Origin of the sequence: Alcaligenes sp. MMA, from assembly GCF_020907215.1 — a bacterium.
Taxonomy (GTDB): Bacteria; Pseudomonadota; Gammaproteobacteria; order Burkholderiales; family Burkholderiaceae_B; genus Alcaligenes; species Alcaligenes aquatilis.
The window spans coordinates 86,567-100,706 of sequence record NZ_JAJJPP010000002.1 but is presented as its reverse complement, the minus strand read 5'-3'; the positions used below and the strand labels follow the sequence as shown (position 1 = coordinate 100,706).

Here is a 14,140-nt window from a genome sequence, read left to right as displayed (position 1 = left end):
ACACAGAGATACAGCGGAAACGAGGTACAAGAGCATGACAGCGGCAGGGCAACAACATCGCGCCACAGCCTCATCGCTTCCTGCCTCTTGGCTCATCGCTGCATAGCTGCATAGCTGCATAGCGCACAAGGATACACCCTGCGGTACCCAAGCTACTCCTACCGCCTCTGCACGCACATGAGCCTGTGGAATTTTAGATCTCGAGGGGGTCGACCTCGATCGTAATACGCACTTTATGCTGCTTGGCCAACTGCGCGACCTGCGGCCCCCAGTATCGTACAAAGGCCTGCAAGGCCGGGCGATGAGCGCTTTCCAACAACAGTTGAGCGCGCTCGACTTTGGCAACGCGCAACACGCGTAAAGGCACAGGATCGTACAGGAAAACCTGATCCGCGCCTGGAAATTCGTTCGGATAGTCTTCGGGCAAGCGTCGTGCCTGCGTCAGCAAGCGAATGGCATCGGCCAACTGCGGCGCTTCGGCCGACAGCAGCACTTGATAAGCAAAAGGCGGCAAACCCACCGACTCGCGCTCGTTCAAGGCGCTTTGGGCAAAGCCAATGTAATCGTGTTTGATCAGACTTTGATAAACAGCCTGCTCCGGGTAGCCCGTCTGGATGATGACATCCGCCCCTTCAGTATGACGGCCTGCTCGGCCTGCCACCTGCATCAGTTGCGCAAACAAGCGCTCGGGCGCACGGAAATCATGGGCAAACAAGGTGGCATCTGCATTCAACACGCCGACAACGCTCAAGCGCGTAAAGTCATGGCCTTTGGCCACCATCTGGGTGCCCACCATGATATCCACTTCACCTGCATGAACCTGCTCGAACAATTGCTGCGCACTGCCCTTCAAGCGGGTGCTGTCCGCATCAATACGCACCAGGCGAGCATTCGGAAACCGCTCACCCAAAAACTCTTCAATCCGCTGCGTACCCCGGCCCATGGGCTGCAGGTCCTGATCGCCACAATCCGGGCAAGCACGCGGCACAGGCGCTTGATAACCACAGTGATGACACTGCAAATTATGCTTGAAGCCATTTTGCCTATGCAGCACGGTGTAAACCGTGCAGCGCGGACATTGGGACAGCCAGCCGCAAGAGGCACAATGCAGCACAGGCGCGTAGCCACGTCGGTTAATAAAAACCAGCGACTGCTCGCCCCGATCCAGACACGCTTCCAGCGCATCCAGCAGTTGAGGAGAAAAACCCGAATCCAGCCGCAAATGACGGGTGTCGACCAGGCGCACTCGCGGCAAAGAGACCTCGCGGGCACGTTTGGGCAGGCTCAGCAGGCTATAGCGCCCTTGCCGGGCATGATTCCAGCTTTCCAGCGAAGGTGTGGCGGAGCCCAGCACCACCGGCACTTTCAGATCGTAGCCACGCCACACGGCCAGATCCCGAGCGGAGTAGCGCAAGCCATCTTGCTGCTTGTAAGAGGCATCGTGTTCCTCGTCCACAATAATCAGGCCCAGCTCGGGCATGGGCGTGAAGATGGACAGCCGTGTTCCCAGCAAAATGCGAGCCTGACCACTATTGACGCGCAGCCAGGAGCGCAGCCGCTCGCCTTCAGACAAGCCACTGTGCAGGACAGCCAGCACATCACCAGGCAGCACGCGCGCCAATCGTGCCCGCAAGACCTGCTCGAACTGAGGCGTCAGATTGATTTCGGGCACCATGAACAAAACCTGCCGACCAGCGGCCAACACGTGTTCCAGCACCCGCATATAGACTTCGGTTTTCCCGCTACCCGTTACGCCATGCAGCAATAGGCAGCTACCGGGTTTAGCCGCCACAATGCCATCAACCGCAGCCTGCTGTTCGGCATTGAGCACAGGCAGGACATCGCTGTCCACCGGCTCCACCTTCTTTTCCTTGCGCTTGGCCATGCGCAGTACCGGACCACCTGCGGAACGCTTGCCCAGATAGGCAGAAGGTTTACGCAAGGGCCCCGGCAGGGACGGCATCATGACCTCGCCCAAGGGACGGTGGTAATAGGTGGACGCAAAGCGCGCCATTCGCAACCAGTCTTCCGGAAAAGGAGGCAAGTCATCCAGCAGTTGATCAATCGACTTGACCTGCTCGGGCGGGTAGGAAGGTTGTTCCGGCAAGGCCACCACCACCCCTATCATCTGCCGCCGCCCAAAATGCACAATGACCCGCTGTCCGACCAGAACAGGTTCGTGGTGCTGATAATCAAACACCCCATCCAGGGGGACGTCCAAAGCCACATGCAGCCAGAAAGGTCCGGTGCTTGCCGATGCAGAAATAGCGTCAGGAGTGGCGGTCATGGATGGCGATTCGCAAAAGGGCTGGCCTGGCTGAAAGCCTGATAAGTCAAGAGCTTAACGGCCTGTGGATAACTTTGGGGAAAATGACATGAACAAAAAATACAAAGAAGCAAGCACAGATACAATTTAATTTTCAATGCCTCTGAAACAAGAATAAAACTCAGAGAAATCAAATAATTAAAACTGGCTATTAAAATTAAACCTTAAATATAAAGACCACAAACTTCTACCCATCTGTGTGCATAACTTTGCGCACAAGCTGCCATAGCCCGTGCGCAAAAACAATCAAACGCTGTGGTGACGACGGCTGTAGGAATGCACTTCATCGACCAGAATGCCTACGGCTTCCGGATCAGTGAAACGCGAAATACCGTGACCGAAGTTGAACACGTGACCGCCCTGACCCACGGGGCCAAAGTCGTCGATAACGCGGCGGGCTTCACGACGGATGGCCTCTTCGCCACCAAACATGGTCATGGGGTCCAGATTGCCTTGCAGGGCCAGCTTGTCACCGATACGCGTGCGTGCACGGGACAGGTTTACCGTCCAGTCCACACCCATGGCATCAGCACCACAGCCCGCGATATCTTCCAGCCACATGCCGCCACCCTTGGTAAAGACAATGACAGGGACACGCTTGCCGTCATGCTCGCGAATCAGGCCATCAACCACTTTACGGGTGTAGGCCAGGGAGAATTCCTGGAACAGGGAATCGGACAGTACACCACCCCAGCTATCGAACAACATGACCGCCTGTGCACCGGCACGAATCTGGTTGTTCAGGTATTCGCAGGTGGTTTGGGCATTGATTTCCAGCATGCGGTGCATCAGGTCTGGACGCTGATACATCATGCTTTTCACCAAACGGTAATCGTCCGAACCTTGACCTTCGACCATATAGCAGGCGATGGTCCAGGGGCTGCCGGCAAAGCCGATCAGCGGTACTTTGCCGTCCAGTTCCTTGCGGATCAGCGAGACAGCGTCGAACACGTATTGCAGCTTGGACATGTCCGGCGCTTGCAGCGCCATGACATCGGCCTCGTTGCGTACAGGACGGGCAAAACGCGGGCCTTCACCCGCCACGAAATCCAGACCCAGACCCATGGCATGCGGTACGGTCAGGATGTCCGAGAACAGAATAGCCGCATCCAGATCGAAACGACGCAGGGGCTGTAAGGTGACTTCACACGCAAATTCGGGATTCTGAGCCAGTTGCATGAAAGAGCCAGCCTGGGCTCGAGTGGCATTGTATTCAGGCAAATAACGCCCGGCCTGACGCATCAGCCAGATGGGGGTGTAAGGCACCGGTTCGCGCAACAGCGAACGCAGGAAAACATCGTTTTTTAATTGAGGTAAAGACACGGCAATCCCTATTGAAAAATGCCTGTTAATTTTAACCATCGTGTTCGTCGTCTGGGTTTGACGCGGATCGAAAGCGCGCTGCATCGATATGGTGTTTGCGCATCAGTGCCCAGAAAGCACGCCGGTGCTTTTGTGCGGAGCGGGCCGCCATGGCGATATTGCCGCTATGGCGATCAAGGGCGGCATGGATATAAGCCTGCTCGAAGCGGGCCACGATCCGTCCCTTGGCAACTTTGAAAGATTCCTGGCTGCTGGCGTAGCGCGAGGCTACCGCAGCGGCATAGGCTTCCAGCGTTGTCCCCTCCTGTTGCAAGATCGTTTGCGACAGGCGCTGCTCCGTTGGGCCGGGATGCAGGACCAGATCCTGGTTTTCCTGCACCCTATAGTGTATCCGACCGGACAGCCCCGGTTCATTCAAAGCGTGGGAGGCCGTCTGCAAACGATGCCGATTGATGCGGGCACGCAAATCGTCCAGGCACAAAGGCTCACGGACATAGTCGGCCAGCCCCAGTTCCAGAAGGTCTGTCAGGGCGGCGGCTTTGATGGCGGCACGTACCAGACCAAAGACCGGCACCGGCAAATGGCCCTGGGCCGCCGACAGAGCACGACGCACCTGAATCAGGGTAGAGGCCTCAACGGGAATCAGACAGGCGTCAAACCGCAGCAGCAAGGCAGCCGAACGGCGCAAAAACAAATAGTCCTGATCGGCATGGGCAGGCGGCGGAGCCTGCAAGGCGTGCAGTTGCAAACGCTCGCACGGCGGGATGATGGCCAGCACATTCTGGGCCCATGTTGGCTGGGCATGCAGCAAAGCGCAATCGAGGTGGAGACGCATAAGACTATCCTTGAGAAGCTAGGCGGGCCACACCGGCCGCCCCAGAATCATGAGCTTCTAGAATAGGAATCCGAGCGGTTTGCGATAAGTCGGATTTGCGTCTACGTAGCTGTACTTAATCGCCCAAAAGGCGGCTGCGACGCCATTCACTGGGTGATACGCCATAGCGTCGGCGAAAGGCGTGGCTGAACACGGCCGCATCGGAAAACCCCATTTGCCAGGCCAATTCACTGATCTGCCGGCCAGGTTTGCCATCGACCAGCAATTGACAGGCGCGCTCCAGGCGGGCGGCCATGATGTAGTCGGCGGGGGCTTGTCCGCACAGCTCGAACAGCTTATAGAGATAGCGGCGTGAAATACGAAACTGCAATGCCAGGGACTGTGCATTCAAACCGGTATCACCCAGATGATCCTGTACGTATTGCTGAATTTGCAGCAGTTGCCCACGCCGCACTTCGTCCAGGGCCGACTCGGTCGTCACCGGACGGCCATCGGCCAGGCTCAACGCCATCATGCGAATGACGGTTTGGGAAAGTTCGCTCAAGGCCGAGGGCGACAAGTGCCCGCGCTCCTGCAAGCCCAGACGCAGCATGTCCATGGCAATCCGGGCCGGACCGGTGGTGGCCGAGAACGACCGGGCTACGGCATCGCTTAACCAAGGCAGCCAAGGCAGCAGGCGCTCTTCCTCGAACTGCAAGACCAGAAAATGGGATTGATCCTGCACGGCTACTTCGTAAGGGCGGGTGGTGTCATAAATGCCCCACTGCCCAGCCTGCAAAATGCTGCTGCGATTGTTCTGCTCAATCTGGCTACTGCCACTGATTTGCAAGGTGACCTTGTACAGCGCCTGCTCGGAACGGTTGGCCAGGGCCTGGGTGCGGCGCACACGCTGCGCGCTGGTACACAGCTCCATCACATCGACCGAACCCATGCGGTCGGTTGCTGCCCGGTTAGAGAAGCCACGGCGCGAGTCCGGCTGGACTTCCAAGGGCACGAAGTACGCACACACCACTTCCTGCCAAGCAGCCAGGCTCTTGAAAGAAGCAGAGGGAGTGCGCAATAACATAGACATTGCCTGAGGGGCCCTTGCGGCCAACGCTATTGATCGGGGTAAGGAGCAGGATATGCCCCTTTTCTTATAGCCCTAAAAAATTCAAGCGTCTACGGTCGTTAACCCGCTATCTCAGCGCTCCATGGAGCCATACAGATAAGGAGCGGGCTCCAAACCCATGCTGTTCATCTTGACGGTTAACGCTGTACGCGCCTTGAGCACATCATCAAAACGGTGATGACGTGCCGCCCCTACCTCAGCCGAGGTAAAGGGCCGGTAATCGGGTGTCATTTCTTCGGGGCTGAATTTGGCCACAATCCAGTTCAGCACACGAGCCAGATCCGCATTATCCAGTTGCGACTGCGCAGCACCGGGAACCCGAATCATATAGTCCCGTCCCGCCGGCAAGCGGGTAAACAAGCCAATGGACTGGTTGAAGTCGGGGATTCCACGCTGCGTCAGGCCCTGACCATCGTAGCGATGGCAGCCAGCACATTGCAGCATATAGTCTTTAAAAGCCTGGGAGCTTTGCAAGTAGTCGCCCGTTCCGGTCATCTCTTCCTGGGCATGGGCCCAAGGCGTCAACGCCAGCAGTACGACGCCCAAACAGGCCAGGCGCAAAGATGTCCACACAGTGATGCCTCCTTAAGTGACCGGACGCCATCCTGGCCGCCCGGCACCTTATTCCAACCCTGAGGTCTGCCAAGAAGGAAGAGAACTGACATCCAATGGGCCGTTCTTCCCGCAACCCTGACAGCCTTGCGAGCCGTTTTTAGTTTTTAGCCAAACCCACCAATACCGACGTCGTGCAGTGGAAGGTACTGTTCTCGTTCGCCATGCACCAGTTCACATCATTGTGCAGGAAGAACTCGTAACCAGGACGCTCACGAGTCTGCGTATTGCACTGGCAGCGGCCGCAAGCGGTCTTGCCGCAGCAGTCGTGATAGCTGATCAAGTAGTCCTTGCCATCATGCGGGTTATGGCAAGTGCCAATCCACGAGATGGGCGACGGCGTCGAGCCCGGAGGGCACGTCGTGGTAGTGCCGCCGCAGCAAGAGCACAAGAAGCCGTCCACCGCGCAGTGACGCCAGTAGTCGCAGGAGTTCACCCCGTCTTCACTGGCCAGATCGGGATTCAGACTGATGTGATCGGCACCACTGCTACTGCTGCCACCACCACCGGCAGCGCGAGCCACGGGCAATACGGGCAGCACAAAGGCCGAACCGACCATTAATTTACCCACCGAGCGCAGCACGCTGCGACGCGAAGTCTTGTGGGCCACAGAACGGGAGAGGCTCTCCCCAAATTTATCCAGCCAACGCATTGACGTTCTCCTTTCGTGATACCTGCACTTGCTTCATGCCCGAGTCACCGGCCAAGTATTCCTGCGCCGACGCAACACCCAGGTCTTTAGCGGTAAACAGGCTTTCGAGCTGTTCACGCGAATTGACCAGACCCTTGCCGCGCACGATGCCGTTCTCGTCGATCAACACGGCATAAGGCAGTTTGCTGATCTGAAAACCCATGCCCAATTGCGTGGACAGGACGTAGGGGAAGCTGTCCAGTTGTGCTTTCTGGTAGAAAGCCAGATGCTCGGGCATCTCGCCATCACTGGCCAGCACAATATCGACCCACTGACCTTCCGCGCCCTGAATAGACTTCAAAATAGGCAAAAGCTTCTTGCACACCGGGCAAGTAGGCGACATGAAGAAAATCAACTGGCTACGCGGGCCAGCCACCCCTACGGTAAGGGCACGACCACGCAGGTCTTGCAGTTCCATGACGGGTGCGGCATCACCCACTTGCGGGCCTTTGTCCATGGTCAGGGCACCCATGGGGGCAACCCGTTCGTACAACACGCCAATCTGGCGCGACAGGGCAAGTACCAGCACCACCAGGGCCAGTACGATTACCCATAAAATGACGTTGGAAATCAGTAAAGCGGTCATTGAGGTCTCCTAAGAATTCTGCATTTTCTGGAATTTCAGATGGGATTCGATCAGTTGGTTAGCCGCGTAGTACAGGCCCAGCAAGGCCAAGGTGGCACCAAAAAAGGTCAAACCATCCACCCAGACCAGTTCGCGGGCACTGCTGATAGCCCAGTCACCGCTGGCCACGGCCAACGCAGCCAGCAAAGCATTGCGAGCCACCAGCCACCAGGACAAACCACCGGAGGACTCACCCAACCCCGAGCAACCACAATCGACATCGCGGCGGCCGCGCAGCAGGTTCATCACAATGCCACTGGTGGCGACCAACAGGACGAACAGGGCCAGAATCGCCCCCAGCGAACGGCTGGCTGGCCACAGCAGCAAAGGCGCACTCAAGGCCTCGGCAGCGACAAACAGCACACTGAATGGTCGTAACACCATTTCCGGCAGCAATCGATAACCGCCAACGGCTGCCTCGAACAGGCTGAAGTGACGCAATTTGTCCAGCGCCCCCAGCCCCATCAGCACGGCCAAGCAAGCCAGGCTGGCATAAGTCAGGACCGGGTCCATATCAGACACCCCCAACTGGGTGAAACTGAACTTGCAAGGACGCTTCTGCCGCACCTTCGATCGTGCGCAGCAACTTGGGTTCAGGCTGGCTGATGTCGTAGACGTTCACATTGCCACCGTCCAGCGTCAGCAGCAGATTGCGTTGCTGATCAATGGTCATGGACAAGGCATCACGTCCGGGGATACGGGCTAGGCGTTTCTTCGTCTTGGTATCCATGACCCAGATTTCGGCCGCAGGGAACTTGTGCGTGCCCTCTTTACCATCCGGGTGCATGAACACGTACATGCGGCCACTGGCACGATGCAGACCCACCAGGTTGTAGCCACCGGGCACCCAGTTCTTGGCCTTGTCCTCGTCATTTAACATGGACCAGGGACCATCCACCTTGACCTCGTCACCGCTGAAATCCGCACTGTAGACATTGCCGTAGTAGGACACGAAGTACGCCTTGTCCTTATCCAGAGCGGGCGCGATAAAAATCGGGTCGTCCTTCACAGAGAACATCTGCTTGCTGCGCGACTGGCTGGCCACCTTGCCGTCTTCGCCCAGATTGATCGTCAACAGGCCACCATCACCACAAATGGTCATGAAGCTGCGTGGACGGTTGGGCTGAGGGATCACGCTCCAGCAACCGGCTGCGGCGGTGACGTCTTCCACATAATCGCCCTTGGCCACGTCCACAATCCCGATAGAAGTCGCCGGCGAGGCGTTTTGCAGCACGATGAACTTGCCGTCCGTGGTCTGACGGAACAGGCCATCGTAGTTCAGACCTTGAACACGCTTGGGTGGCAAGGAAATTTCTTTTTCAAAGGTCAGCTTGTCGGCATCCCACACTTCCACCACGTCCGAGCGCTTTCCACGCGTAATGCGCTCGTGGTAGGTGGTCATGGTGTAGATTTTCTTGCCGTCGTTAGACAACTGCACGTGGCCGTTAAAGGCCGTGGGCACCATGCCCAGGAACTTGCCGTTGGTGTAGTCATAAACGTGTACACGGCTTTCGGTCAGGTGGTTGAACACCGAGTCCATGACATAGATGCGGTTTTCCTGGGGGGCAGACACGCTGTGCCCGCCAGTCAGGACCTCGCGCGGTTTATCCTGGGCTTGTGCTCCACCGGCCAGCACCATCAGCCCCAGCAATGCGGCGGCGGTCGTTAATGTAAATGTAGACTTCATTGGATGTCTCTCCTCATGGGCGTCCAGGCTGTCAGAACGCATAGGCATAACGGAATTGCAGGCCGCGCATGCGCGGGCCATTCTCGACTTTCAAATCATGGATGTACTGCAATTGCACCTGGTGAGCGTCAGTCAACTGGTGCGTGATCTCGGCGGCCAATTGATGGTTACGCGCCCGCGTCACCGTGGTTTGACCATTGACCCGCTCGCGCCCGCCCGTTTCGTAGCGATAGCGCATACCTACATACGTCTTTTCAGTCAGGTTGGTGGACACCAGGGCCATCAGACGAATTGCCGTGTCTTTTTTCAGGGTCTGACCGTAGTAGTTCTTGTTATTGCCAAAGAACTCGAACTCCGCCACACCTTCCACAAAAGAGGACTCGCCAAAGCCTTTCACAATCGCGAAGTCCTGAATCGTGCTCCAGCGGTTCTTGCCAGCAGACACATCCGCGTGCGAGCCGTGGTAGCGACCCGTCGGTGCAGTGATGAAAGGCTCCCAGGCAAACCAGAAACGGTTTTCCGGATCGTTGTGCAACCACACGGCAGCACCGGCAGTCACATCACCCATCCCTGTCATGCGATCACGGTCTTGCCCTGGAACATCCAGCGTGGTGCGAAAGCCGGGCACGATCAGTTCGTACTGCACCGTTTTTCCGGCCAGCTCACGAAAGTGCATCTGGCGGTAAACCATGCCTTGCACATTCAGCTTGGGGCTATCGCCAATGCGTGAACCCTGATCATAAAAACCATGCGACTTCAGGCCCATCATGTAGACGGCCACGATATTGGTGCCCACCGGAGCAGGTATCCAATCCCGGGCACTGGGGTCGCCCGCATGGGCCAGTCCGGCACTGACGCCGCTCAAAGCCAAGGCCAGCGCGGTTCGCTGCAAAATTGCATACATTATTGTTGTCTCCTCAAAGAGGCGCGAACGGTATCGTTATTGTGTTCGCGCCCTTGTACTGAACCTGATCAAGTCCTTGATCAGGTTCTTACTAGGCTGCCGGATAGGCCATGCAGACCGATTTGGTCTCCAGGTAAGCCTCTACCGCCGCACGCCCGTGTTCCCGACCCAGGCCAGACTGCTTGTAGCCACCAAAGGGCATGCTGGGGTCCAGCATGTTGTGGGTGTTGACCCACACCGTGCCCGCCTTGATACCGGCGGTCAGACGTTGCACCCGGGCCAGGTCCTGACTCCAGACGCTGGCACCCAGGCCAAAGTCTGTATCGTTGGCCAATGCCAATGCCTGCGCCTCGGTGTCAAACGGGGTCGCCACCACCACAGGGCCAAAGATTTCTTCACGCATGATGCGGGCATCAGGTGCCACGTCGGCAAACACGGTGGGACGTACGAAGTAGCCCTGCTCGGGGCGTGCGCCCTCGCCTGCCAACATGCGCCCGCCTTGCTGGCGACCCGCCTCAATGTAGTTCTGCACACGCTGCTGATGACGTGCCGAGATCAGCGGCGCAATCTGGGTAGACTGTTCAAAGCCCGAGCCCAATGTCATGGAGGACGCCAAGTCAGCGACACCCTGCACCACGCGCTCGTAAATGCCTTTTTGAACAAACAGACGCGAACCGGCGGTACACACCTGACCCTGGTTAAAGAAGATGGCGTTGGCCGCACCTTGAATGGCCATGTCCACATCGCAATCGTCCATGATGACCACGGGGGACTTGCCGCCCAGCTCCAGAGACATACGCTTCATATCGTTGATGGCTTGATGGCCAATCAACTTGCCCACTTCCGTGGAGCCGGTAAAGGAAATCTTGTTCACGTCGGGGTGAGCCGTCAACGCCGCACCCGTGCTTTCGCCACGGCCCGTGATCACGTTGATCACACCGGCGGGGAAACCGGCTTCCAGAGCCAGTTCGGCCAGACGAATGGCGGTCAGCGGAGTCTCTTCAGCAGGCTTCAGAACCACGGTGCAACCCGCTGCCATGGCAGGGGCGATTTTCCACACGGCCATCAGCAGCGGGAAGTTCCAGGGCACGATGGCGCCCACCACACCCACAGGCTCTTGACGGGTGTAAGCGTGGTAATTGATGCCGGGAGGAAAAGCGATAGAGGGCGACAGCAGTTCACCGCTGATCTTGGTTGCCCAGCCAGCCATGTAACGCAGCCATTGCGCGCTGGCGGCCACTTCCAGACCGTAGGAGAAGAACAGCAGTTTGCCGTTGTTCAGGGTTTCCAGACGAGCCAGCTCGTCGGCGTTGGCTTCGACCAGATCGGCCAAACGCAACAGCAGGCGCTCGCGTTGGGCGGGCAGCATCTTGCCCCATTCACCCTGTTCCAAAGCCTGGCGGGCGGCACGAACAGCAAGATCTACGCCTTGAGTACCGGCCTCGGGCTGGTGCGCAATCACCTGGCCCGTTGCGGGATCGTAGACTGGAATGGTGGGTCCTTGAGAATCACTGACGGGCTTGCCGTCAATAATCATGTGTTCGCGAATCGCGTTGCGCTCGGGTTGTACGTCTTGCCCCATAGTCTGTCTCCACACGGAATAGTTGATTCTTAACGAATCCAGTATAGGGACGAGGACAAGCCCGGACTTGTGATTCTGTGCACGGGGGCTTGTTGATTTGGGTACGGAGTGGACCCAGGCCTGCGCTAGAACAAATCCAACTGGGCGGGCATGCTCAGTTGAAAGTCTGCCTCACCGGTCAAATACACGCGGCGCTCAAAGTCCAGCAAGCTGGCTTTGCGGTGCAGGCCGGAGCTAAAGCCGGTCAACATGCCATTGGCACCCTGCACACGATGGCAAGGCACGATGATACTGATGGGGTTCAGGCCGCAAGCCTGGCCTACGGCACGCACCGCTTTGGGGCGGTCCAGATGTTCGGCCATTTGCCCGTAAGTCCAGGTTTGGCCGTAGGGAATCGTCAGCAAGGCCTGCCAGACCTGTTGCTGAAACTCGGTGCCTTGCAGGCTGAAGGGCAGATCAAACTGCTGCCGCTTGCCGGCAAAATACGCGTCCAACTGTTCCTGCACAGGTTCGGCCAACGCCGGTTCAGGGATCAAGCCGGCCAGTTGCTCGGGCGTCAGGCCATGCACAGTCTCTTCTTCGAAGTCCAGGCGCAGCAAAGCACCTTGAGCATCGACCAGCAAACGCATCGCCCCTAAAGGCGTATCAAAGCAGGCAGTACGCAGCCCGACATAAGCAAACATAGCAATCCCGATCCAAGGGCAGAATGCTTGATCATACTGCGCGACTCTAGCCACTTCAAAAACCCTGGCAACACCCAGACAGCTTTGGCTCTAGCGTCAAAGACAAACGACAAACGACAAACGACAAGCTCCAGATTACGCACGGCAATTTGTTGAGCGTGATATCCCGAGCAAGGTTCATGCTCCCATTAAGCGTCTGGCACTCAATAGTTAGTAGCTGGCTCCTACTTTTGTATCTCCCCACACCCACCGCTAACAGTTAAGAGCGACGATCAACACGCAAACCTCGACACCCTCAAGCCTCTAAGCATTTACAGCAGCCCAAAGAGCCACACACAGCCAGTCCAAAAAAGGAAGAATGCCTCATATTTATAGTCATTGTGAGCCGGTCTGGGCCGGGGGGCCGTCCTCTGGGCGATTCAGGCTTCTTGCCGCAGGCGGGCTTGCTATTCGGGGTACAAGCGCCCTGCTGTTTGAGCGAAATGCTTGTGCTTTGTCCTGCGGACAAGGCACTTTCGCGAGTTCAGGGCGCGCCCGAATAGCAAGCCTGACAAGGGCACCGGTGCGCAGCACCGGCAAGAAGCCAAGCCCGGAGGACGGCCCCCCGGCCCAGACCGGCGTTTTCACGAGGCACTATCTAAACATGCAGCCTCTTCGCACTCCTTGTCCCCTTTTCTCGCAAATCTCCTGCTCCGGACACAGCTCCGCTCTACAAGGGCCAAAGAAGAAGAAGACGAAGAAGAAGAAGAAGAAGAAGAAGCAAAAAAAACCGGGTAAACAACGCCGGGGCCCCCCAGACGCTACTTACCCGGCAAATCCAACAAATGCAGCAATTACTCAAGAACAGCAAGGTTTAAACGGTTTGCACGCCCTTGACGGACAAATCCAGGCCCACGCGGCGTACCACGGCCTCGAACTCGTCACGGCTGATGTGATCCAGCGCCGTGGCCGGATCGCGGGTGGCGTCGCAGGCAATGATCCCACGGCGCATATAGGAATATTTGCGCAACGCCAGCGCCACCAAGGGCTGGAATTCGTAGCGAATCAGCGAGCAATAACGGTCAAAGACACGGGCGGCTTCTTCTTGATCGCCCTGGCGATGCAGCTCATACACTTTCAACAGAATTTCCGGGAAGGAAAAGCCGGTAACCACACCATCGGCCCCCCGTTGCAGTTCCTCCAGAAAATGCATGCCGCCCAGGCCACTCAAGATAGGCAGTGCATCACCGGACAAGCCACGCACGGCGGTAATTTTCTGACCAACAGGCGGATCTTCAGAGTTCAAAATGGACACGCCCGCCTCGCCTTTCAGGCGCACGGCCAAGGCGGGGCTGATACGGGCGGCAAACAGTTCCGGGAAGTCATGAATCACCACCGGAATACGGATCACCTGCACGATCTGGCGGTAATAGGCCACCTGCATGTCCTCGTCGGCCCCGGCCAAGGGGGCCACAAAGATCGCATCCGCGCCCAGATCCTCGGCACTACGAGCCTGTTCCACGGCGGCGGCTGTGCCCAGAGCACGCACGCCCACCCAGACCGGCACCGCGCCCCGCACCGCGGCCACCACAGTTTCAATGACACGACGGCGCTCGAAGGTGCTGAGCTTATGCAGCTCGCCCATCACCCCCAAGATTGCCAGTCCGTGAATACCGGCTTCAAGCTGGAAATTCACCAGACTGACCAGGCTTTGCAAATCCAGCTCGCCACCCGGTTTGAAGGGGGTGGGGCAAATGGAAAAGACACCTTTATTTTTCATAG

General features: G+C 57.6%; 13 protein-coding genes. All 13 read right to left on the bottom strand.

Going from position 1 to position 14,140, the window contains the following annotated elements:
• Positions 1-193: 193 nt before the first annotated feature.
• Positions 194-2,287, bottom strand: a complete 2,094-nt coding sequence (locus LNA76_RS08920) for a primosomal protein N' (RefSeq protein ID WP_123050894.1) — start codon at positions 2,285-2,287, stop codon at positions 194-196.
• A gap of 285 nt (positions 2,288-2,572) precedes the next feature.
• Positions 2,573-3,649, bottom strand: coding sequence for a uroporphyrinogen decarboxylase (gene hemE, locus LNA76_RS08915; protein WP_094195425.1), 1,077 nt, complete (start codon positions 3,647-3,649; stop codon positions 2,573-2,575).
• Between the two features lie 31 nt (positions 3,650-3,680).
• Positions 3,681-4,484, bottom strand: coding sequence for a hypothetical protein (locus LNA76_RS08910; RefSeq protein ID WP_094195424.1), 804 nt, complete (start codon positions 4,482-4,484; stop codon positions 3,681-3,683).
• Between the two features lie 115 nt (positions 4,485-4,599).
• On the bottom strand, positions 4,600-5,550 hold the full coding sequence (locus LNA76_RS08905) for a helix-turn-helix domain-containing protein (RefSeq protein WP_108728242.1): 951 nt from the start codon (positions 5,548-5,550) through the stop codon (positions 4,600-4,602).
• A gap of 117 nt (positions 5,551-5,667) precedes the next feature.
• Complete coding sequence (locus LNA76_RS08900) at positions 5,668-6,168, bottom strand: cytochrome C (RefSeq protein WP_108728243.1); 501 nt, start codon at positions 6,166-6,168, stop codon at positions 5,668-5,670.
• 139 nt (positions 6,169-6,307) lie between these two features.
• Positions 6,308-6,859, bottom strand: a complete 552-nt coding sequence (locus LNA76_RS08895) for a methylamine dehydrogenase light chain (RefSeq protein ID WP_230018895.1) — start codon at positions 6,857-6,859, stop codon at positions 6,308-6,310.
• Positions 6,843-7,484, bottom strand: a complete 642-nt coding sequence (gene mauD, locus LNA76_RS08890; RefSeq protein WP_094195420.1) for a methylamine dehydrogenase accessory protein MauD — start codon at positions 7,482-7,484, stop codon at positions 6,843-6,845. Before mauD ends, LNA76_RS08895 begins: the two co-directional genes overlap by 17 nt.
• A 9-nt stretch (positions 7,485-7,493) precedes the next feature.
• On the bottom strand, positions 7,494-8,036 hold the full coding sequence (locus LNA76_RS08885) for a MauE/DoxX family redox-associated membrane protein (RefSeq protein WP_108728245.1): 543 nt from the start codon (positions 8,034-8,036) through the stop codon (positions 7,494-7,496).
• 1 nt (position 8,037) lies between these two features.
• A complete protein-coding gene (locus tag LNA76_RS08880) occupies positions 8,038-9,210 on the bottom strand; it encodes an amine dehydrogenase large subunit (RefSeq protein ID WP_125277354.1) in 1,173 nt (390 codons plus the stop codon).
• A gap of 31 nt (positions 9,211-9,241) precedes the next feature.
• Positions 9,242-10,114, bottom strand: a complete 873-nt coding sequence (locus LNA76_RS08875; RefSeq protein ID WP_108728247.1) for a transporter — start codon at positions 10,112-10,114, stop codon at positions 9,242-9,244.
• 91 nt (positions 10,115-10,205) lie between these two features.
• Entirely contained in the window at positions 10,206-11,696 is a 1,491-nt protein-coding gene (locus LNA76_RS08870) for an aldehyde dehydrogenase family protein (RefSeq protein ID WP_123050890.1), read from the bottom strand.
• 125 nt (positions 11,697-11,821) lie between these two features.
• Positions 11,822-12,379 carry a methylated-DNA--[protein]-cysteine S-methyltransferase gene (locus LNA76_RS08865; RefSeq protein ID WP_230018894.1) on the bottom strand — a complete coding sequence of 186 codons (558 nt, stop codon included), beginning with the start codon at positions 12,377-12,379 and terminating at the stop codon, positions 11,822-11,824.
• 853 nt (positions 12,380-13,232) lie between these two features.
• Complete coding sequence (locus LNA76_RS08860) at positions 13,233-14,138, bottom strand: dihydrodipicolinate synthase family protein (protein WP_125277351.1); 906 nt, start codon at positions 14,136-14,138, stop codon at positions 13,233-13,235.
• Positions 14,139-14,140: the final 2 nt, after the last annotated feature.

Bases quoted from the DNA above. Each gene is read 5' to 3' on its own strand.
- LNA76_RS08920 (WP_123050894.1), bottom strand. From the start codon at position 2,287: ATGACCGCCACTCCTGACGCTATTTCTGCATCGGCAAGCACCGGACCT.
- LNA76_RS08910 (WP_094195424.1), bottom strand. From the start codon at position 4,484: ATGCGTCTCCACCTCGATTGCGCTTTGCTGCATGCCCAGCCAACATGG.
- LNA76_RS08905 (WP_108728242.1), bottom strand. From the start codon at position 5,550: ATGTTATTGCGCACTCCCTCTGCTTCTTTCAAGAGCCTGGCTGCTTGG.
- LNA76_RS08895 (WP_230018895.1), bottom strand. From the start codon at position 6,859: ATGCGTTGGCTGGATAAATTTGGGGAGAGCCTCTCCCGTTCTGTGGCC.
- mauD (WP_094195420.1), bottom strand. From the start codon at position 7,484: ATGACCGCTTTACTGATTTCCAACGTCATTTTATGGGTAATCGTACTG.
- LNA76_RS08885 (WP_108728245.1), bottom strand. From the start codon at position 8,036: ATGGACCCGGTCCTGACTTATGCCAGCCTGGCTTGCTTGGCCGTGCTG.
- LNA76_RS08880 (WP_125277354.1), bottom strand. From the start codon at position 9,210: ATGAAGTCTACATTTACATTAACGACCGCCGCCGCATTGCTGGGGCTG.
- LNA76_RS08875 (WP_108728247.1), bottom strand. From the start codon at position 10,114: ATGTATGCAATTTTGCAGCGAACCGCGCTGGCCTTGGCTTTGAGCGGC.
- LNA76_RS08870 (WP_123050890.1), bottom strand. From the start codon at position 11,696: ATGGGGCAAGACGTACAACCCGAGCGCAACGCGATTCGCGAACACATG.
- LNA76_RS08865 (WP_230018894.1), bottom strand. From the start codon at position 12,379: ATGTTTGCTTATGTCGGGCTGCGTACTGCCTGCTTTGATACGCCTTTA.
- LNA76_RS08860 (WP_125277351.1), bottom strand. From the start codon at position 14,138: ATGAAAAATAAAGGTGTCTTTTCCATTTGCCCCACCCCCTTCAAACCG.